Annotated in this window: 17 protein-coding genes and 2 pseudogenes; 7 read left to right on the top strand and 12 right to left on the bottom strand. The window is 48.5% G+C overall.

Going from position 1 to position 21,451, the window contains the following annotated elements; all coding sequences use genetic code 11:
• Window positions 1-118 precede the first annotated feature (118 nt).
• The 3 genes from LKI20_RS07935 to LKI20_RS07945 all read left to right on the top strand — a co-directional run bounded on the left by LKI20_RS07935 (window position 119) and on the right by LKI20_RS07945 (window position 3,150).
• Entirely contained in the window at window positions 119-685 is a 567-nt protein-coding gene (locus LKI20_RS07935; RefSeq protein ID WP_291772540.1) for a toll/interleukin-1 receptor domain-containing protein, read from the top strand.
• 22 nt (window positions 686-707) lie between these two features.
• Entirely contained in the window at window positions 708-998 is a 291-nt protein-coding gene (locus LKI20_RS07940) for a hypothetical protein (protein ID WP_291772543.1), read from the top strand.
• Between the two features lie 424 nt (window positions 999-1,422).
• The gene (locus LKI20_RS07945; RefSeq protein WP_291772546.1) at window positions 1,423-3,150 is read left to right on the top strand and encodes a HEPN domain-containing protein; all 1,728 of its coding nucleotides are present in this window, start codon (window positions 1,423-1,425) and stop codon (window positions 3,148-3,150) included.
• Between the two features lie 293 nt (window positions 3,151-3,443).
• Here LKI20_RS07945 and LKI20_RS07950 read toward each other — a convergent pair whose 3' ends face one another.
• The 3 genes and pseudogenes from LKI20_RS07950 to LKI20_RS07955 all read right to left on the bottom strand — a co-directional run bounded on the left by LKI20_RS07950 (window position 3,444) and on the right by LKI20_RS07955 (window position 5,102).
• Window positions 3,444-4,568 carry a hypothetical protein gene (locus tag LKI20_RS07950; protein WP_291772549.1) on the bottom strand — a complete coding sequence of 375 codons (1,125 nt, stop codon included), beginning with the start codon at window positions 4,566-4,568 and terminating at the stop codon, window positions 3,444-3,446.
• Window positions 4,569-4,583: 15 nt separating this feature from the next.
• Window positions 4,584-4,655: pseudogene (locus tag LKI20_RS09840) on the bottom strand (zinc ribbon domain-containing protein); the annotation flags it as partial.
• Window positions 4,656-4,664: 9 nt separating this feature from the next.
• The gene (locus LKI20_RS07955; RefSeq protein WP_291772552.1) at window positions 4,665-5,102 is read right to left on the bottom strand and encodes a hypothetical protein; all 438 of its coding nucleotides are present in this window, start codon (window positions 5,100-5,102) and stop codon (window positions 4,665-4,667) included.
• Window positions 5,103-5,447: 345 nt separating this feature from the next.
• Here LKI20_RS07955 and LKI20_RS07960 point away from each other — a divergent pair.
• Window positions 5,448-6,153 (top strand): annotated as a pseudogene (locus tag LKI20_RS07960) (transposase); the annotation flags it as partial.
• Between the two features lie 842 nt (window positions 6,154-6,995).
• On the opposite strand, the gene LKI20_RS07965 reads toward LKI20_RS07960, so the two are convergent.
• From LKI20_RS07965 to LKI20_RS07980, 4 genes are all read right to left on the bottom strand, one after another.
• Entirely contained in the window at window positions 6,996-9,254 is a 2,259-nt protein-coding gene (locus tag LKI20_RS07965) for an ATP-binding cassette domain-containing protein (RefSeq protein ID WP_291772555.1), read from the bottom strand.
• Complete coding sequence (locus LKI20_RS07970; protein WP_291772558.1) at window positions 9,251-9,694, bottom strand: MarR family winged helix-turn-helix transcriptional regulator; 444 nt, start codon at window positions 9,692-9,694, stop codon at window positions 9,251-9,253. The genes LKI20_RS07965 and LKI20_RS07970 overlap by 4 nt, the downstream gene beginning before the upstream one ends.
• Before the next feature lie 171 nt (window positions 9,695-9,865).
• On the bottom strand, window positions 9,866-10,234 hold the full coding sequence (locus LKI20_RS07975) for an SdpI family protein (protein ID WP_291772561.1): 369 nt from the start codon (window positions 10,232-10,234) through the stop codon (window positions 9,866-9,868).
• Between the two features lie 509 nt (window positions 10,235-10,743).
• Window positions 10,744-12,420 (bottom strand): metal ABC transporter solute-binding protein, Zn/Mn family, encoded by a 1,677-nt coding sequence (locus LKI20_RS07980; RefSeq protein ID WP_291772563.1) that lies wholly within the window; start codon window positions 12,418-12,420, stop codon window positions 10,744-10,746.
• 286 nt (window positions 12,421-12,706) lie between these two features.
• On the opposite strand from LKI20_RS07980, the gene LKI20_RS07985 reads away from it, so the two are divergent.
• The 3 genes from LKI20_RS07985 to dtd all read left to right on the top strand — a co-directional run bounded on the left by LKI20_RS07985 (window position 12,707) and on the right by dtd (window position 14,567).
• A complete protein-coding gene (locus LKI20_RS07985; protein ID WP_291772565.1) occupies window positions 12,707-13,390 on the top strand; it encodes a CDP-alcohol phosphatidyltransferase family protein in 684 nt (227 codons plus the stop codon).
• Window positions 13,377-13,871: a GNAT family N-acetyltransferase gene (locus LKI20_RS07990; RefSeq protein ID WP_291772567.1), complete on the top strand. Its 495-nt coding sequence runs from the start codon at window positions 13,377-13,379 to the stop codon at window positions 13,869-13,871. Before LKI20_RS07985 ends, LKI20_RS07990 begins: the two co-directional genes overlap by 14 nt.
• Window positions 13,872-14,054: 183 nt before the next feature.
• On the top strand, window positions 14,055-14,567 hold the full coding sequence (gene dtd / locus LKI20_RS07995; RefSeq protein ID WP_291772569.1) for a D-aminoacyl-tRNA deacylase: 513 nt from the start codon (window positions 14,055-14,057) through the stop codon (window positions 14,565-14,567).
• Window positions 14,568-14,656: 89 nt separating this feature from the next.
• Here the strand turns inward: dtd and LKI20_RS08000 are convergent, their stop codons facing one another.
• Genes LKI20_RS08000 through murD form a run of 5 tightly spaced genes read right to left on the bottom strand, consistent with a single transcriptional unit; the run spans window position 14,657 to window position 21,447 of the window.
• Window positions 14,657-15,730, bottom strand: a complete 1,074-nt coding sequence (locus LKI20_RS08000) for a cell division protein FtsQ/DivIB (protein WP_291772571.1) — start codon at window positions 15,728-15,730, stop codon at window positions 14,657-14,659.
• Window positions 15,727-17,367, bottom strand: coding sequence for a UDP-N-acetylmuramate--L-alanine ligase (gene murC, locus LKI20_RS08005; protein ID WP_291773470.1), 1,641 nt, complete (start codon window positions 17,365-17,367; stop codon window positions 15,727-15,729). The genes LKI20_RS08000 and murC overlap by 4 nt, the downstream gene beginning before the upstream one ends.
• A gap of 40 nt (window positions 17,368-17,407) precedes the next feature.
• Entirely contained in the window at window positions 17,408-18,613 is a 1,206-nt protein-coding gene (murG, locus tag LKI20_RS08010; protein ID WP_291772574.1) for an undecaprenyldiphospho-muramoylpentapeptide beta-N-acetylglucosaminyltransferase, read from the bottom strand.
• A 46-nt stretch (window positions 18,614-18,659) separates the two neighbouring features.
• On the bottom strand, window positions 18,660-19,958 hold the full coding sequence (locus LKI20_RS08015) for a peptidoglycan glycosyltransferase FtsW (protein WP_291772575.1): 1,299 nt from the start codon (window positions 19,956-19,958) through the stop codon (window positions 18,660-18,662).
• Window positions 19,942-21,447 carry a UDP-N-acetylmuramoyl-L-alanine--D-glutamate ligase gene (gene murD / locus LKI20_RS08020; protein WP_434734952.1) on the bottom strand — a complete coding sequence of 502 codons (1,506 nt, stop codon included), beginning with the start codon at window positions 21,445-21,447 and terminating at the stop codon, window positions 19,942-19,944. Before murD ends, LKI20_RS08015 begins: the two co-directional genes overlap by 17 nt.
• Window positions 21,448-21,451: the final 4 nt, after the last annotated feature.

Genomic DNA, 21,451 nt, shown 5'->3' on the forward strand with positions numbered 1-21,451 from the left:
AGCAAGCGGAGCCGCAGCGTGCCCTATTCACGGAAGAGGCGGCTATGGATACTATTCACCCGCACCTTCATATTACAGTCGGTCGGATTATGCGCATTCATATAGAGCGAGCAGTGACATGCGGTACTCATCTGGAACAAGTACAGTACGGCCACAATGGTCTCCAAGCACTTCACCAGTAACATACACATCTGATGAGATCCGCGCACTGACACCGATCCGTCGTACTATCGAATCCGATTTCCGCCCTGAGAACGATCTCCGTGATATTTTCCTCTGTCATGCTTGGGATGATAGACACGGCATAGCCACGAACTTACATGACAGACTTGTGAATCAAGGTGTGACAGTCTGGTTCAGTGAAAAGGACATCGTACTAGGTGAACCATTTTTGAGAGAAATCGATAGAGGTCTCGCTAAATCGCGCACAGGTATTGTCCTTGTAACTCCTGCCCTATTAAAGCGAATTGACAGTCGCGGTGTTTCAGATAAGGAACTTTCTGAACTTCTTGCTAGAGACATACTAGTTCCTGTGCTGCACGATACTACATACGAAGAACTCCGTAGAATTAGTCCATTGCTTGCCTCTCGCAATGGCTTAGACACTTCGGCTGATTCTTTAGAGGACATAGCGATTAAAATCAGCGAATTGGTTGCATTTGAAGACAATCTAGCAACTGCGTAGTTTCGCCATTGGCAGATGTGAAGTGCGCACTCATACGGTGAGCTTCATCGACAATGGCGATATCCCAATGCACATCCTTGAACATGTTCAATCTGTCGTCATCACGCGCGACCTGATCCATGCAGCAAATAAGCAGTGGATGATCTCTGAAAGGATTGCCGGTCGACGACAATACCTGCATATACGGATCAAATTGCTCAAAATCAAGCCCGAACTTCGAACTAAGCTCGCCAGCTTAGCCAAGCCCCCCCCCAAACAAGGAAATGCTCATGCGTTCCGCAGCCGAACGCATGAGCATTTCCTTGATGTGTAACCCGGCCATGACTGTCTTACCTGCACCAGGATCGTCAGACAGCAGGAAACGAAGCGGCACCTTGGGCAGCACGTCTTCATAGACGGCAGGAATCTGATGCGAAGCACCTCAGCAACAAGTCTGAAATTCTCCGGGTTGGCATCAAACGGCAGTACACGGTCGGACTGCCGAGCCAGATGCAGGTGCTTGACGGATTCCACATCAACGATTTCCTGCCCAAACGTCGAGCCATCCCCTGCACCGTAATACACCGTGACATCCTGGTTGGGCACGATCCCTGAGACGACTGCACCGGCTTTGATATCGGAGAGAGTTAGTTCCGAATCGACCATGTTATCTTCCAAGTCCCGTTCTTCAGTCTTCAGTATCGTTTTGCCTCCCCCTATCGGAGCACTATCACCAATACTGAGATTATGCTGATTATATGACAATCAGCGATGAGAACTTTCAAGAACTTGTACAGTGTCTAGGTCGATGGGCATTGGCCTATTTTCTTAACTGCAGAGCCGAAGACATAGACATTCAAGGCAAAATCATGAAGAACACATCTCCCAAGCAGGACCAGACGCTTCTCACATTATGCGCGTTATTCATGAGCCGCAAAAGGGCAACGCCAAAAGAACTTCCCAGAGTATTTGAGTCCGATATTAGCCACCTAATCCATGGAGAAACATCAACCGGGAATGCGCTACGCGCAGCCAGCGGCGGCGAACTACACAAGGTGCCTAAGAACATTAAAGAAGGGGAACAATATCTATTCAAGATTACCGAATCCGTTTATCCCGCTTTATTGATTGATTATAAACAGCCACCTGAGAATGGTGCCAATTCTCGGTATTGGTCATATGACACGTATGGTAATCCTGTCAATAGGGAATTCTGTAACTGGTTACGCATAAACAATGAAGCGTTCAAACATTTCAGTTCTGGCAACCAGACCCCAACTCTTTATTTAGTCCATAGCTCTGGTTTTGCAGGAAGCTTTCAGTTATATACGTTGGCAGAGCATGTCATCGATACAGCGTGGATTACTGCACTACGTAACAAAGAAACTAAAGATCCGCCGACTTTTACTGACTTGTTTTCTCAGGTTAAAAAAGTATTCGATGAAGTCAGAAATGGACTATCAACAGGCGAATATCATGGTATTGCATTAGTGGGTCTGTCGGGTGTTCTTCTACCCAATAGCGTGCAGGCATTTGACGTGGCCAATGTAAGAGTTCGGCGTTGGTTGCAAAGTGATACGCGTTTCTCGTCTGTTCTTGATGATCGATATTATTGTGGCGGTTCCGATGCAGGTTCAGAGGGACACCGGTTCCATTACCGAGGCGACATAGTGGCCGAAATACCAATAACTCTTAAGGTTACTGTTCCACAGCCACCGGAAGAAAGTTCTTCAGAAGAACGTTCTACAGAATTACATAGTCTCAGCAATGAGCTACGAGAGGCAATCAACTATAAAGTTCATTTGGTCCAGCTTGCTTTGCTGCTCTCGCAACAATCAAATTCTCCATCTGGGAGATGGACCTGGCAAACGATAATTGATCCATTATCCAACGGGAGCAGTATTGCTTTTGAGTCCAAAAGCCCTTACATCAATACTCAAGGCGCGCTGACATTGACTACCGATGATCTGGAAAACTGGAAGATTTGGTTGGAACGGATTCTGCAGCATGAGGAGAGTCTGCGAAATTGCTTCATCGGTGTTAGACATTTGCTGTCGGCTGTCAATGAACGAGAGAATCCGGATGACAGGTTACTTGACGCAGTTGTTGCTTGGGAGAATCTTGTAGGTGTTGATCATCAAACAACATTCAGAGTAACTGCAGCTTTGGCCTGCTTGCAATCTGATGAACCAGAAGTTTATCAGGAGAGACAAAAGCAATTCAGTAAAATCTATAACGTCCGAAGCAGAGTGATTCATGGATCTGACACAGCGGACAAAGTTGAAGTGGAGTTCAGACAAACGTATGGAGAACCTGCCAGTGAAGTAGCGATTGCAACCGCTGTCAAGGCTTACCAAGCAGCATTAACATCACATCTAGAAATCCTTCATATACGCGATAGTGAAACACGCAATCATTGTATTATAAAAGGCAAAGTGATTGAATCTATCCATAACGAATGTTCTCATAAATATGAATGGAGCTGATCGCAAACACTGCTTCTTTGCGACATTTTAAATTACGACACCATTCTTGTGGTCGGTGTCATTTTTTCTTGGCGATGAACCTTGATACCGCTTTAACCACTTTCGGCCCATACTTGACTGCGAAGCCCGCTATTGCAAGAACTACTGGCGCTATCGGAGCAACTGTCTTTGCAAACTGACTGCGACAGTTGTCGCACTTGCTGTACCTGTATGTCGACGGGAGTTCTCGATGACATTTCTCACATGTGCGAATCTTCCCAACGTTGAGGGTTGATTTATCATCTTCGTCTTTGTCATTTTGGTTCTGTACCGGACGTTTCAGTGGGTTCATAGTCGTCGCCTTCCCTCGTGTCAGTATTTTCACTGTTGTTCTTCATTGGTTCGAAAGCACTAAGTAATTGTTTGGGAACTTCTTCATCATCGTCGAGTTCCTTGAGATCAATAGCTCTTTGCGCTATGTCTGAGAATTGATCAACAACGTTTTCAAGTTTACTGCCTTGCTTGAGATTCGTATTAATCCGTAACAAGGTGTCACGGTCATCGAGCTTATTATCAGTGATAAAGTCTCTGAATTCAACTAAACATTCTTTGCTCGCACCCATTTGGCCCAACATGAGGTAGCCTTCGCCCTCAACTCGGACAGCGTTGGTAATTGCTACTAAATCTTGCAGTGAGTCCTCCGCTTTGACGGCAGAATCTTCTTTTGAAATCGAGTCTTTGATCATGCCCAATAATGGTTTTTCAGAATGCGACTCAATGTATTGTTTCTTCTCAGTGAAATTCCTCATGAGTATTCGTTTAGCATCTGTTGCCGAAGAAATAGCCTGCAAAACATAGAACTCGCGTAGTCGACTATCGGCAATAGCTCGCGCCTGTATGAGCTTGTCCCAAGCACTTTCGGCCATTGCCAGCCGGTCATTCTGAAGACCGGACTCCAATTGCTTGATCCCTTCGTTCACGCTATGAACCTCGGCCAGCACCAGCGAAAGCGCTGCCTGAGTTTCCAGATGTTGCATCGCTTGGGTCAGATCTGCTGGAACCTGAATTTGTTCCAGCCGCACCTGCTTAACGAACCCTTCTTTACCAAAAATTGTTGGCAGTATTTCTCCATTCTTATCCAGCACAAGACGAAGCGTTCCTTCATCAATCAGTTTTTTGTAATAATCTGATATCTTCGCTACCCAATGTGTTTCGTTCTCACCAGTAGCCATTTTCATAATGAGATCCGCAAGTGACGGGAGAGTCGTTCGTATATATTCCCAATTGCCGAAAAACTGCATAAATGTCTTGTTATCACTAGGTGCAGCATTTACAAGCTCAGACTCGACTATATTTTGCCGGGGGTTCCATCGTTGTATTTCATATTTGATCACAGGGAGGTGCTGGTATGTATCCTGCTCACTGATCGGTTTGCTCACGTCAGAACTTATAAATCCGCAATGTGTGCATGTCCGAGCTTTGCTGGAAATGCTTGTACCACATTCAGGGCACATAATCATGCTCATTACAATCACTCATTCCGAATACTGTTGGTGGATTGAGAGCTTTGGTTTTGGCTTCCACTCTGTGAAAACATACAACACCCAAGATTGAACGGCGAGAAGAATTCCCACGGTAACAAGATCGGATCCAAACCGTTGAAGGTAGCCGAAAGTTGTTGACTTTTCTTGATAGTTTTTACTCACTTCATCGTATGCGTTCGAATTCGAAGATGTATCTGAAGCCGTGTTATGCAGAGATTGAGTATATTCGTCATATGCTTTCAATGACCCACTGGCCGAGACGATTGACAGTACAATTCCCAAAACAAAGACAGAAACGGCAATAATCAAAACCCAAAGCGAAATCTGTTCCTTAAGATTACTTTTCTTAGTCACATAGATAATTCTCGTAGGTACATTATTAGGCGGTTCTTGCACAGGTGATACTTCGGCATTTTCATATCCTGACATTGAGCAACTTCCTATAAGTTTCGAGATTATTTGTCGCGCACAGATAAGAACAGAATACTCTCATTGTTCTTGAACCGAGAAACCATCAAAGTGAGATCGTTAAGGCAGCCGATGGAGTAATTACCATCCATCTTTCGCCTGACCCAAACGACCAATCACTCTGTGCTTCACACTTAACCATATCGCGCTCACCGCCCAAACCGCTTCTCGAAAATCTGCCACATCTCACGCAGGCTCTTGCCGCCGCTTTCGCGCTTCCAGAAATCCAGGGCGTGGGTGGAAGTCCCACCTACGGCGACCAAGGCGGCGAATGGGCTGGAAGATTGTAGTGCCATCGTGCAGCCGCAGGTCGCTAACCGCGCGTTCTACGCGGCCATCGGTATTTGCTTAGACGGGTGGCTGCGACGTGTTGGGCATTTGGGGGGTTCACCCGCCTCGGAGGGTGCCAACTACTGGTTGAGCGTGTTGACCGATTTGAAGAACTGGGGAGTGGCGGACGTGTCCTTCCTGATCTACGACGGGCCCAAAGACCTGCTCTACGTGGTGGAGACGGTGTGGCCGCTGCCGATCATGCAGACATGCGTGATCCACCTGATGCGCAACACCTTCAAATACGCATCTAAGAAGGACTGGGACGCGTTGCGTCGCGATGCCAAAGCTCATCTACAAGGCCGCCACCTTGGCAGCCGTAGAAACTGCGCACGACGACATGCTCGAACACTGATGAACCACGTATCCGGCAATCATAAGCTTGTGATTCAAAACGTGGAAACATTCCACTCCCTTCTTGGACTACGACGTGGAAATCCGTATGGTCATCTGCTCGACCAACGCGATTCGCGCGTCTGAACACCCGGTTCCGCCGTTCCATCCGGGCACGCGAGCATTTCCTTGGGCGCGCAGTCCGCATTGAAATGTCTCTACCTGGCCGTGCATTCACTCGATCCCATAAGCAAAGGCCAGATACGATGGTTGACCAGATGGAAACCCGCATTGAACGGGTTCGCTTTCTCTCTTCGCCGACCGCTGGCCGGACAGTAAGAAACAATAATGAAAAATAACAGTTACAAACATAACGAGACGGACCTGACAGAAGATAGCAGCGTGAGGTCATCCAGAATCCACAACCTTAACACCTACATAACTATGTGCCGGCTGCCAAGCATACAAACGGATAATAGACAACAACCAATGAGAAAACATTATGTATGGTGTGAATATTGAAGTCTTTGGGAATGTGTGGATTGAAGAACGTGCCGTTCCAATCAGTAAGGTGTCCACAGATGAGCTATTCCGTGTGTCGGAGGCGTGCCGAGAACATCACAAAGCAGGCATGCAGGTCATCAATTTATAAAAGATTTCAGGCCAATTCATTGAGAACAATTCTTAGATTGCATACAGATAGCCAGATCTTGAGTCGAGTCTCCTATGGGATTCGGCACACTCTGATAGTGGCTTTCATATTCATCCGATTACCACATCAATAGATCGGCTCTCTTCAATGAAGTGGTAAACGATGTGGTAAATAATTTGACATTACGGACAACAGCACTGTTTCCCAATGTTTTCCGTCAACCTTATGTTTTCTCCCTAGCTTCACCTGGGGGGGAAGTGTCGAACTCCATGTTCAGCACTTCCTCTGTTTGTTTCATCACGGTGGCTCCGTCGAGGATGTTTGCTTCCCTGTCGGACAGAACGTTTCTCCGTCATCGCCGTTCACAGCCTGACGCCAAGGCGACGTCCAGGACCATAGAGACGTCGTTCGATGACTCACGCTGCAAGAAACAACGGTATGGGCAGATATCTCCCAATCCAGCAACTCCAAACCAATAGTTCCAAACCAATTGCTCAAACCGGCAGCCCAAACAAGGTCGCGTAACCACACAAGCTTGCTCAGGACAGGATTTCGGCTGTAAAGTACTTGCGCAACGCCTGAGCCGTGAACGAATTACCGTGCATAAGCAGTTGTTCCGGAGGGCCTTCGAAGAGGATGTGCCCGCCGTTTGCCCCCGCACCTGGTCCGACATCGACAATCCAGTCGGCCTGCCCGATGAATCTGAGATTGTGTTCTATGACGACAATGGTGACCGACCTGTTGACAATCAAGGACTTGAGCAGGTCGATGATCTGCTGGATGTTTGATTCGTGCAGCCCGCTGGTGGGCTCGTCCAGGACCAGCAGCTTCGTGCTCTCGTTCATGAGGAACTTGGCCAGTTTCAGACGTTGCAGCTCACCACCCGAGAGGGTGTCCAGCGACTGCCCGATTGACAGGTACGAGAGCCCGACCTCTTGCAGATGGCGCATGGCCGGCCCCAGTGATCTGGAATACAGTCGCTGAGCCTCTTGCGCCGTCAAGGCAAGAGCCTGCGCGATATTCAGCCCATGGTGACGATACCGTAATGCCTGTTTGGAATATCGCGTTCCGTTGCAGTCTTCGCACACCGCCGAAGTGTCGGCTAGATAAGCGAGGTCTAGCGTAATCACGCCCTTGCCCTTGCAAGTGGGGCATCTTCCTTCACCGTTGTATGAGAACAACGAGGGGTCTTGATTCGTGGCGCTTGCGAAATCGGAACGCAAGGCGTCGAAAACGCCCAGATAGGTGAGGAGATTCGAGCGGTGGGTCGTGTGGATGGGTCGTTGATCCAGCAGTATTCCTTGCTGCTGTTTGAGCAAACCTTCCGACACCAAGGTGCTTTTCCCTGAACCGGCGACGCCGGTTATCACGCTTAGCGCGTTCCTCGGAATTCTGGCGGAGACGTTGTCGAGATTATGTTTTGTGACGTTCTCGATTTCGAGGAATTCACCATCTACCGCCGAGCCTTGAGTCATCGTCCCGCGATTTCGCAGGGCCTGGCCGGTTCCGGTGTCGCTGGACAGCAGTGCAGAGTAAGTACCTTGGAACGTAACCGTCCCTCCGCGGCTCCCTCCTCCGGGCCCCATATCAATGACATGGTCGGCTATGTTGATGAGTTCCGGGTCGTGATCGACCATGACGAGAGTATTTCCCTTATCTCGTAACCCTTGGAATATTTGCGCCACACTCAGGAGATCATGCGGGTGAAGACCCACACTAGGTTCATCGAAGATATACAGCACATCACTCAAGGGACTGTTGAGATAGTTGGCCAGCTTGAGACGCTGCGCCTCGCCGCCGGAAAGTGTTGTCGTCACCCTATCCAGACTGAGATAGCCCAACCCCACCTTGACGAGATTATCTATCTTTGCGGTTATCTCCTTGACTATCACAGCCGATGAGCCGGCATCGATTCCGTTCATCCACTCATGAAGCTGCCGAATACTCATCGAACTGCACTCCGCTATGCTCGTTCCTTTGATTTTCGCGGAAAGCGCCTGCTCATTCAACCTCGTTCCCTTGCACGACGGGCATATTCCGGTCTGCGTGATTCGCGTGATGTCATGCTCGTAGGTGCTTGAGTCCCGATTCATGATTGCCTCAATCCTCGGAATGAGACCTTCGTAGCTTGCGCTTTTATGCCATTGCGCCGACGGGTGCGTCGGTTTCTGCCGCTTCCCGTACAGCAGGAGCTCCAAGGTCGCAGCAGGCCAATCTTCGACAGGCAAATCATTGTCGAAGAAACCGGATTCCGTGTATCTCGTCAGTCTCCAACCCCCGGGTTGAAAGGTTGGGAAACGTATGGCCCCTTCCTTCAGGGTTTTAGACATGTCAAGAAGAGATTGCGGGATTATGGTTCTCGCAAAACCGAGTCCCTGACATGTCGTGCACATCCCCGACGGGGTATTGAAGGAATACGCCATCGAATATCCGATGAAGGGCTTGGCGATACGGGAGAACAGCAGACGCAGTGCGGTGTATAGGTCGCTATACGTTCCCACGGTGGAACGTGCGTTTCCGCTGAGCTGTTGCTGACCGACCACCAGGGAAAAGGGCACATTATCTATCCGTCCGACCGTCGGAGCAGGATATTTCGGCAACAGTTGCTGAACATAGGCACTGTATGCCTTGTTCACGTTCCTTTGTGATTCTGCTGCAAGTGTGGAGAAAACAAGGGAAGATTTTCCCGATCCAGAAACACCAGTGACCGCAGTTATCTTATACTTTGGAATGCGCACGGTGACATTCTTGAGATTGTTCGTACTTGCATTCTCAATGATGATATCGCGACCGCTCATCTGGCTGACCTGCCATTACGAAGCTCTTTCACCAGTTTCTGTGACAATTCTTCGAATTGTGACTGTTCTTTTGCTGACCATACGGATCTCGCAACATCTGCAAGTTCCTGATGTTGACGGTCGACGTTACGCATAAATGCTAAGCCCGAAAGAGACAAAGTTGTCTGCAGCTCTCGTCGGTCACCCGAGCCTGGTACTTGCTCAACATAACCGAGCGATTTCAGCTCACCAAGATTTTTCGACAGTTTTGAACGCGATATCCCCAAACGCTCGCTCAACACAGATGGTAGAACTGAGCCTTCCGTCAATGCGAACATGATGTCATATTGAAGCCAAGTAACACCTTGTGGGTTCACGCGATTTCTTTCTGCCACGAATTCGCATTGCAACAGCATGAGAGCCGTGTTGAAGGATGAAGAAGATAAGTCATTTGATTTCATATTGGAAACTATATCAGATATGAAATCAAATGAGCCACTACATTACTGTGCAACACGACAAATTCTCTCATCACAGAAAACATTGGAATCAGCGGTGCCACAGCAAACGGTCGTCACACAGATAGCGCTATGTGGGAACCACTAACGCCAGCAAGTTAGCGGTAAATGCATTTATTGTCTGCTGTCAAAATGACGCAAATGCAACTCAACGGGCACAATGGTGAGGATAGCAAGTACAACCTGCACCACCACAAGCACTGTCGACAACAACGACCGATCATCTAATGAGACGCGCATCGCGAGGAATGATACCGCCAGCGATACCACCACGGAAATTATGCCCACATACAGCCACACTTGAGCTGCATACATATTGCCTTCGCGCCAGTTATCCTCACTTGAACGCGATAGCGGTGTGCGGTAACCAAGCAATCCAAACCTGAAAGAAGAGTCCTTACCGACCCATCTCAACACAGGAACACCAACAAGCAAAACCACAGGAACAATCAACGACACGATAAGAAAGCTTAACCATGACATAGCTGCATTATAGGTCTTCTCAACAAGCTCGATGATCACACAGTACACAACATGTGGTTAGTCATAAACACACGTAACCACACGTAGACCGAACCAGCAACATACTGCTGCAGCACTTACATAGATAGACTTCTCAGCCCTATAACAGACAACACTGCACTCTGACTCTCAATCAAGACACTATCCTTATACAACTTGTCACTCATCCCTACACACAGTGCTCCATACACTGTGTCCCACACACTGTGCTCCACTATGCTTTTCGGATTCAAACTCTCTTGAGTAACCCATGAAGCTTCGTCCGAAAGTCAACTATCACAGCGCAATATTCGATGCATGTGCGTTTGTGTAGGGATTCCAAAGTACAAACCCTCCGAAAACCCTTAAGAATGGCGGAATGACGGTACCTCAATTCCATACCACATCTTGAAAAACGAAATAATCCCTACACAAACGGAGGCCACATGCCATATCGGGCAGTTCTCACAGAGATAGTGAGCGAACACGCTTTAGTGAGCGAGCATCTCCTCTACTACCTGCTCCTTGCTCAAACTAGCAGGATAATACGTAGGCCAATTATCCATCTCTTTCAATGCATCCTCTTGATTATCATCGAGGAAGATATGAAAGTGCGCAGACTTAGCTGCTGTAATCCCATGATCTGAGAACTGGACAGCTCGCGCAGCCCCATCTGGGACATCTCCTGTAGCTGTGAAGAGATAACGCACTCCCCTGTTGCCCTTGGCATAGTCAAGTATGCGAAATCCGGAGTACTCATATGTTGCCGTCACGCTCTTCTTACCACGAGTGAAAGTAATACTGTTGCCGGTTATTGACATGCTGTCGATATCGGTTGCATATCCGACGTCATAGTATTTGGTGTATTCTGCAACGCTCATATCACCTTGCTTAGCTTTAGCCTCCATAACAGGCTTCAAGCTGCCATCTTTGAGCAGAGGATACACAGACTGCCATTCATTCGCATAATCAGCAAGTGATCGATCCTTAACATCTTGAGTAAGGAACCAACCATTGGTAGTGTCGTTGGCTAAGGCCTGATGAGTAATCGTAGTTAACCAACCAAGCAATGTTTGCTGCTTCTTCGGCAGTTGCTCAGTAACAGAAATAATCGTCTTATTACTGCCGATTGCTGCATCGTTAAGCTTTTCAGCGAAACCGCTCATCTCTTGCGGATTGACAATTAGTAGGTCAGTAGCATCTGAAGACACCAGCGCGAGAGCTTCCTTCAAATCAGCCGCACTAGGTTCAGCTTCACTATTCATCGCCTGAGTATATGAGGCAGGTGTACTGTCCACAGCTCCGATATACTCCAGCAGATAACTGATAATCGATTCTGTCGCAACATACTGACGCTGAATTTTCTGACTGCGAGCATTGTTTACCAGTGCCACAAATTCTGCGTAATCAGCATTCCATTCATTGGCATGTCGCTGCACGGTTGCTGCCGTATCAGTATGCTCTCCCGCCTTTGCCATGAATGCTTCTGTAATGCTCTCTGCAGTCGTCAACACGGCCTCAGGGCTGAACCATAAATGAGGATTAGTTGAACCGTGATGATGATGCCCTTCTTCCTCATTATCGCTATGCTCGTGTTCTCCAGTTACTGTAACCCCCATCAAATCGCCCACATTTACAACTGTCTGCTGATCGCTGAATTGTGCCTGCTGTGCCCAACTGTCATATCCGGCACCGTTTACAATCACCACGTCTGCTGAGCTGAGCTTGGCCATATCTGACGCCGTAGCTTCATAGCCGTGAGGATCTGCTGATGTGGAATTAATTAATGAGGTAACTACAACACAGGAACCGCCTAACTCTTCAGCCAACGATCCCCACTGGTTCACCGATGCTACAACCTTAATTGTGGTGCTACACACATCATTGGCATCAGTCGAAGCCGCCGGTGCTCCTTGACCACCACTACTCGTTGATGAGCTACGGAAAAAGGTGACAGCACCAAAGACAAGTGCAGTTACTACCAAACCTGCTATGAAGGAAATCACTAGCGGAAATAGCTTGTGCCCTGCGATAGCTCTCTGTGAAGTTTCACTTGGCACTGGACTAGACAATATAGGCTGCGAGTTTGTCGCTGCCTTCGGTGAATTTGCTGAGGAATCAGTTGATGGGTCGGTGGACGGGCTGAGATTTGAGTCAGTCACGTTCATACTCGTTTCTATATGTTGTGTTGTACTCACCGCTAGCGCATACGATCGATGCTGACCGTGAAGAGATTGCTGACGACGAGCCGCTCAGGAAGGCGGATAGTTAAACACTATAGATAACGATTATCATTTAAGTCAATATTAGTCAGCGTGTCCTCTCCTCAAGCATGTGATCATCTACCTTATGCGTTGGCATTAAACCAGTGGTACGCCGAGCTCTGAATTGAGCAGCTAATGTGGATCACAGATTGATTCATATCAGCCATACAAGAGCAGGCGGTGTAACGCAATGCGCATACTCCCCAATCTCCTCAGTGTGATACGACTATGCTGCTGTCTGCTCATGGTGCTGCTCATCGACACTATTCCGCTGCTATTAGCGGTCTATATATGCGCAGGGATTAGCGATGTACTGGATGGATTTCTTGCACGCCGCTGGCACGTTACCTCTTCACTCGGAGCAACGCTAGACAGTATCGGTGACACTGCTTTCACGTTGACCACGATGTATATCGTTATGAGGATGATGCACTGGCCACAGTGGCTAATCATCTGGATTATTGCAATATGCGTAATCAAATCAATCACAGCAATCCTGGGGTGGTACAAATATCGCTCTCTGGCATTCCTGCACACCAGACTCAATAAACTTGCAGGAATTATTGTTTTCGTCACTCCTGTGCTGTTGCTCATAACAAACGAAGTCATTCTGGCACTCGTACCCTGCACAGTAGCAACACTGGCCAGCCTAGAAGAGCTCTATATCACTGTGTTATCGCCCACGTTGTCACCAAATATTCAGTCTTTCCATTCCCTCTCTCGCGGTGAAGTCAACGCCACTTCGCAACCTACTGAAACAACATCAGGCGTATACTCAGCTGACATCACGGATCGTCATCAACTCAACACATCCGATTTACAGCGCTCACCAACTACCAATCACTCGGAGACGGAAATTCATGACAATGTTTGACATGCTCGTCAATCTCAATAACGATGCGATATTGCAAGAACACATCCGCACGACCGTTCCACATCAACAGGGATACCAGATAGTTCGCACACCCAGCATCTTCAGCGATGAGGTTGCGCACTTCGCTGAACGTGAATTCAGCCCCATGTGGGCCTCGGAAGCACGACACAGCCTCTATCACACCCCGTCAGATAGTTACGCAGCCATCTTCAACAATCATGTGATTGGTTTTTGCGCATTTAATGCCACTGCAAAGGCATTCTTTGGCCCCACAGGAGTGCACCACGACCATCGCGGAAAAGGTATTGGCCGCGTATTACTAGTAAATGCACTGCTAACCATGAAATCACAAGGTTATGCCTATGCAATTATTGGAGGCGTTAACGAAGCTGCAGGCTTCTACGAACAAACAGTTAATGCCACACGAATCGAAGGCTCTGAAGATCACAGCGTTTACACTCATATGGGAATCACCTTCTAAGCGCAACTCACCATAAAGCACCGCAACTCACCGTAACTTAGAGCTTATCCTTCTATCAACGGCATAACGACGACTGCTGGGACAGCACTCCTAGATATGGTTCACAACGATACAGTGCAATGAGCGACTACATGGGAATATTCTGGCGACATCGATCACTTCATCTTTAGATACCCTTAAAGTATGAGAATTCTCTTGCAACGCGTGCGTTCTGCGCAAGTGTCCATCATAGACAACAATCCCACAGCTCAGGGTGATTCGTCATCTCAAGCAGAGCAGACATCTGCCACAACAGGCACAGAGCCTCAAGAAATAGCTAGTGGCTTGTTACTACTCGTAGGGGTTGAAGACTCAGACGGCGAAGCAGAGATCGCATGGATGGCTCATAAAATCGCCAATCTAAGAATTTTCGAAGACTCACAAGGAAAAATGAACCGCTCTGTGCTTCAAGAACAAGGCTCGGTACTCTCTGTATCGCAATTCACCTTGTATGCCGATACCAAAAAAGGCAATCGTCCTAGCTTCACCAGAGCAGGTCGACCAGAACATGCCAAATTAATATGGGAAAGATTCAACGCACACTTAGAAGAAATTGGAGTGCCTGTACACACAGGAGTATTCGGGGCACATATGCTTGTAGAACTGCAAAATGACGGTCCAGTCACCATTTTGCTCGACTCACAACGTTCGACATAGATAACTGCACTAAAAGTGGAGATTATCTATGAATTTATCTACTAAAATCTCCACTTTTAGTGCAGTTATCTATCATCACGATTATATGGCTACTTGATAATAGGTCTGAGAGGCGCCGAGACATCAACCTGATGCTTGTCTCCTATTTTGCTCGAGTCATTAATAATTTTGTCTACCACAGCCTTCTTCAAGGTCATCTGTGATGAATCTCCCCACACAATCAAATATTTTCCATTGCTAATTTGCGTGGTGATTGAATCTTGCGTAGCGGCTGAAACCTTGGTGATCTGAGTGCGCATAGTCTCGGGTAACACAGCTAAGACTTTCAAGGCTTGCTGCACAGCAGCGTCATCTGTGCCTTTGCCGACACTCGAGACGTCAATGATGGGAATCCCATCGACGGATGCTCCCACAGCATTGAGCACTCGAGCTTCCTTATCAACTGCCGTTAGCGCCCCTTTGGCATCTCGCAATACTGCGGCCGGGCGTTGAGCATTCACAGTGATGGAAAGACCGTTAGGAAAATCTTTCTTCACTGTCGCTGAGGTGACGCCAGGCAACTCGCCAATCTGCTCTTCCATGTCACCAGTAGACACCACAAACAGCGATATATCGAGTTGTTGCTTAGCAATAGCTTCAATACGAGAAGAGCTTACCCAGGTATTAGTTCCACTCACCTGTATTGAAGAGGCGCGTAATAAAAACACCGGTGACAGCAACAAGAACCAAAGCAATGCACCAAGAGCGACGAGAGCAGCAACGGTAATTGCTGCCCTCTTCATAACCACATGTGCGTTAGCCTGTCGTTTCTCACGCAAGCGTTGAGAGAAATCAATAACTTTTGGCCGTGTAAACACACCTTCACTAGATACCCCCGCATGTAGCAACCGTGCGTCGACATCGTCGTTGCTGCTCATCACACGAGCATCTACAAAACCATCAGATTGGGATTTAGCATTACTAATTGAATGTGCATTATCCTTCTTAGCCGAACCAGAAGCGACACGACCAAGCTTGCGTTTAGCAGTATCACCTTTTTCAGGCTTGCGCTTTGTTGAAGATGCCGCCTTACCACTAACAGATCGTCGCTTAGCCGAATGGGAAACCGATTCGCGCCGTGAATCCTCTGAACCCGAATCTTGGGAGGAAACACGACGTGTCATAGTCTTTTATCCTGCGTGTGCTTATGCGAGATCTGATCATTCAGCTCTTGACTGCCTTGGCCACGAGCTTCAAGTGCATGAAGAATAACTGGTACAACTTGTGTAACATCACCTGCACCTACCGTAAACAGCACATCACCAGGATTGGCACGCATTGCTAACATCATCGCCGCCTGATTCATATCTTCAACCGCATGTATCCATCCATGCTCGGGTTGATGCGGTAGCTGCTCGGCTGCTTGGACTATCACTGATTCAGTGATTTGTGGAAAGTCCTCTTGCCGTTCTCGTGCTGGGAATATGCCTGTTACCATCACGTCATCGGCTTTGGCAAGCGACTCGGCAAAAGCTTGAGTAAAGAATTCTGTGCGCGAGAAGAGGTGGGGTTGGAAGAGTACTCGCAGCGTGGAGTTAGGATAACGCCTTCTTGCAGCATCGAGCAATGCCGCAATTTCAGTTGGATGGTGCGAATAATCATCTACTACGCTGACTCCTCCGACAACACCCCTGAGCTGGAATCTCCGGTCAGCACCAAGGAATGATTGAGCCGCATCAGCCGCTTGTTGAGGATCTAGACCGAGCAGCGTGCACGTAATGATAGCCGCACTGGCATTTCTTGCATTATGTAAGCCAGGAATTTGAAGCGTCACTCTAACATCAGCATCTCGTCCATCTGGCAGCATATCTGCTGGCAAGTGCAGCGTGAAGCGTTCTTCTCCTGATTCACTCTGTTCACTTTCGGATTGGATACGCGCTACGTGAGCTCCGTTCACATCCCCAAGTGAATCTTGGTCTTGCGTACTATATGCCACAGCGTGGCGCGCTGCTTCAGGATCCATCGCACGCAATACAGCAAGAGCACCCTCATCGTCTGCACATATAACCACATGCTCGCTGGCGTGATGTGCATGCTCAACAAATGCTGCTCTGAAGTGCTGTGCATCTCCATAATGATCGAGGTGATCCGCCTCCACATTGGTTATCACAGCTATTGCGGGTTGATATTTGCAGAAGCTGCCATCGGACTCATCTGCCTCTGCAACCAATACGCTGCCTTTACCTGCATGCCCGCCGTCTAAAGACCCTGTAGGTCCTTGAATGGTGCCTCCAACAGCGTAGCTTGGATCTGCAAGTTCACCAGTCCCAGCATGAGTAAGAATATGGGCAATAAGAGCACTCGTTGTGGTCTTCCCATGCGCCCCAGCAACGGTAACGCCAATGTGGTTACTGAGCAGCAGCGCGAGGATATCACTACGATGAACCAGCCGCTTGCCTTGCTGATAAGCAGCTTGTAATTCTGGATTTTGCTGCTTAATTGCACTTGACCACACGACCGTATCAACGTTGTCAACATTCTCACGACGTTGACCAATTTCAACGGGAATTCCCAAGGTTTGCAATCGCTCAGTTTTAGTACTGGCTAATACATCTGAGCCATCCACCTCAATGCCGTCCTCGTGAAGCATTTCTGCTAAAACGCTCATACCGGCTCCACCCACACCAATAAAGTGTGTGTTCCCCAGACCATCTAGCCCACCGGAATAACCGGCAAACCCCCATCTGGTCGGATCGAGAAGAGGTTCAGTGGCAGATGCGTTCTGCTCGACGCTCGCAACTTCTTGCGAGGCATGGGTCAATTCATGTTCCGACACAGCAAGCAACTCCTTGAAAAGGTATTTACTCCATTATGGACGTGCCATCGGCAAGCGCAAGCACGCGCTCTGCCATTTTTTCTGCAGCGTCTCGAGTACCGAATTTCCAGGCTGCCTCAGCCAGATGCTGAAGCTGATGTTGGTCTTGCACGAGCCCCACAACATTCTTAGCAACCCAATCCTTCGTGAAATCGGCATCATCAACTAATAGTCCGCCCCCAGCCTCAACCAAAGGTTGAGCATTAAAGCGCTGTTCACCATTGCCAAATGGCAAGGGGACATAGATTGCAGGCATCCCAACTGCAGCTAACTCAGCAACGGTCCCAGCACCAGCTCTACAGATAGTGAGATCAGCGCATGCATAAGCCAAGTCCATTCTCTCGAGATATTCTACGGCATGGTAATCACCTTGCCCAAGATGTTGCAGACTTAAATCATTGAGTACCTCACTGCCAGCATTAGCGCTAACGATACGCTTAACCTCTTCAAGCTTGCCTTTGCCGGTGAGATGTATGATTTGTACTCTCTCGAGTAGCTCTGCAGATGCACCCGCTACAGCACTATTGATGCTTGCAGCTCCCAAAGAACCACCCGTAACTAACATCAGTGGACGTGTTGGATCTATACCTAAGCTGGATGCCGCTTCAACGCGGGCTAGTCGAGGCGTGTCTAAGCCTCTGCACAGGCGCGCAATTGATGGGCGCAGCGGAAGTCCTACACGCTCACTGCTAGCGTTACCTTTGCTTTCAAGCCCTGTGTGGTCATATACCGTGCCAATGTAATCTGCCCACTTTGCACCAAGCTTGTTGGCCATCCCTGCCTTGGCGTTCTGCTCATGAATAGCAATCGGTACATGCAAACTTTTAGCAGCTCTATACACAGGCGCAGAAGCATAACCGCCGAATCCTACAACAACATCTGCCTGATGACGTTTCAAAATGGCTTTAGCCTTGCGCAATTCTGAGAACCACTTACTCGGAAACGCTAGAGCTGCAGCATTCAACGAGCGCGGAAAGGGGACTTTCTCAATGGTTTCTAGCTCATATCCTGCCTGGGGAACTAGTTCACGCTCCAGACCTGTTTCTGTACCAATCACAGTAATCGATGAGTTTGGTCGCTTCGCTCGAATCGCGTCTGCAACACTTAGCAATGGATTGACATGTCCTGCTGTACCGCCTCCGGCCAACACCACATGAACCTGCTCTTCTCGTTTTCCCATACCTTTGAGCATATCCCCATACACCCGACTAATGGTGACACAACAAGCCGAAAGGTGCTCAAGCCTCGCTTACCGCACCACGAATCTCTGGAAGGCTGCGCATCATTCTGGCAGCTACACCCGCAGAAATCAAACACATGATAAGTGCTGTTCCACCAGCAGAAACGAATGGTAGAGGAAGGCCCATAACAGGCAGAATCCCTAGAACCACACAAATATTAATCAGCGCTTGTCCAACAATCCAAGCTGCTATGCCGACCATCACCATTCGGGCATACCCGTCACGCGAAAGCCATGCGACACGTATTAAGCACCAACCCATTACTACAAAAGCAAGGATGACCATACAGGCGCCAACAAATCCCAATTCTTCACCTATCACCGCGAAGATAAAATCGTTGTGAGCTTCGGGAAGATAATTCCACTTCTCACGCGAATTACCCAGTCCAACTCCTGTCAGGCCACCTGAAGCCATTGCATACAGGCCGTGAATAGACTGGTAGCAGACACCTTGGGCATCGGATGCAGTACAAGGCTTATATGCAGCCAGAATTCGGCTCATCCTGTTGTTATTGCCTAAAACAAATATAGCTACGATGCCAACCGCTCCAACAAGACCAATGGAGAGCAACCAACGTATAGGGAAACCGCCCAGCAAAAAGGCAACAACCCCAATGAGGACGATAATCATTGCTGTACCGAGATCTTTGCCAATCATAACCAACACGAAGGCGAGCACGAATCCCACCGCGGGAACCCAATAAGCTTTCAAAGGACCTTCGGATTTCACACGTTTCTGGGCAGAGCCCAAGGCAATGGGTAGCCACAGACACAATGCAAGCTTCAATATCTCAGCAGGCTGGAAGCTCACAGACCCAAAACCAATCCATCCCGAATTACCGTTGACACTAATACCCAGCGGGCTAAAAGTTAATGCCTGCAACAAGAACCCAAACAGCAGAAATCCGAACGACGCTCTTTTGTATAGCATCAAAGGCAAATGCATAGCAACTACCGCAACCAGCAATCCAAGACCACCATAAAAGGCTTGATTAGCAACCTGTGCCCATGGAGATTCTCCATCAGCCACCATATCGACAGAGGAACTAGAAAAGACCATCAACAAACCAAAAATTGTCAGTGCCCCTACCGAGGTAATAAAACCGTTATAACACCATACCGGATTGAGGATGTTGCGCCAACCTATATATGCTGTTTCGCTAGGGCGTCCTGTATCCCGTTTCTGTTGAGAAGAGTTGTTAGAGCGACGTGGCGATACAGCTGTGCTAAGACCTTGGCGAGTAGCAGCCGACTGTGCACTCCTCGGTGTCGCTTTGCGCTTATCCTTCTTGAACATGGCGGTCTGCCTGCTGGCGCGAAATCCATAACTTAGCCTGAGCAGCGAATTGCTCTCCTCGATCCGCATACGAAACAAATTGGTCCATTGAAGCACATGCCGGTGCCATCAACACCACATTTCCCGCTTGCGCCAAATCACCCGCAGCCGCAACCGCTCGCTGCATAACCGTTGCATTGGGCTCCGGTTCAACAATGGACAAGGGAATATTTGGTGCTTGAGTTGCAAAAGCATCCACGAGTGGCTGCTGGTCAACACCGATAATCACAGCAGCAGCTATACGCTGCGCATATGTAGACACAAGATGTTCAAAATGCCCGCCTTTTGCGAGACCGCCTGCAATCCAGATCACCGATTTCTCAGGAAAACTCGATAGCGAAGCCCCTGCAGCGTGAGCATTAGTAGCTTTAGAATCATCAACAAATCGGATATCGGCAGATGTCGATTGCTGCTGTGCGCCCTGCACAGCTAAGTCGTTACTGTGTTCATCACCGCTTGCTACGTGATATCGCGCAACGGTTTGTATACGATGTCCACCAGGCTTAAAAGCTTTCAATGCCGACAGTGCTTTATCAAGCTCAACACCGTGCCCAAGTGCCAATGCTAATGCGCATAAAGCATCAGCAAGCAGATGCGGATAGACTGAACCATCTGGCTCACACAGATGCGAGAATTCCTTGACCTCGCAAAGTGGCACAGCTGCGGCATCGCTGTCTGGGGTTAATCCTGAAAAATCTACAATCTTCCCGTCAACAACACCGAGTTGACCGGCTTTGGGTTTACCGAGAGTGAAGCCGATTCTACGGCATCCTTCGGCTGGTGTTGCTAGCTTGGCTAATTCAGTAACGCGAGCATCGTCAGCATTGTAAACCAATGCTTTGCTAACTCCCCTATACACCTTTGACTTATCAGCAGCATAATTCGCGAAGCCACCATGCCAATCTAGATGGTCATCAGCCAAATTAGTGATTGCGGCACATTGCAAACGCAACGATTGTGTGAAATGTAATTGGAAAGAACTCAATTCCACGCACAGCACCTGATTGTCAGCGTCCACCGCTGCATGCGAAACCGCTTTGCCAATATTGCCCACTGCTGGCGCAACCTCTCCTGCATCAGACAACATTGCAGAGGTCATCTCTGTGGTTGAGGTTTTACCATTCGTTCCGGTGATACCAATCCAAGGAGCAGGTTTGCCAGTGAGCTGCGCATCTGTGCGAAGCATCCAAGCGAGCTCAACCTCACTGACCACCGGAATACCTTTGCGCTGAGCCTGCATAATAAAAGGAGTCCTAGGATTGAATACCGGCGAACTCATCACCAGATCAATCTCATCCCAATTAATATCTTCAAAAGAGTGCAAATCAGCATCAGCTTTGCCTTCATCAACACTGATAACTCGAGCTGCCCGTCCTGCAAGTACCTCGCAAGCACTACGCCCTGAAACACCCATTCCTGCAACCAGAACCGTTGCTGTACTGATATCCATCACC

The sequence above is a fragment of the Bifidobacterium sp. genome, from assembly GCF_022647885.1.
In the GTDB taxonomy this organism is placed as follows: domain Bacteria; phylum Actinomycetota; class Actinomycetes; order Actinomycetales; family Bifidobacteriaceae; genus Bombiscardovia.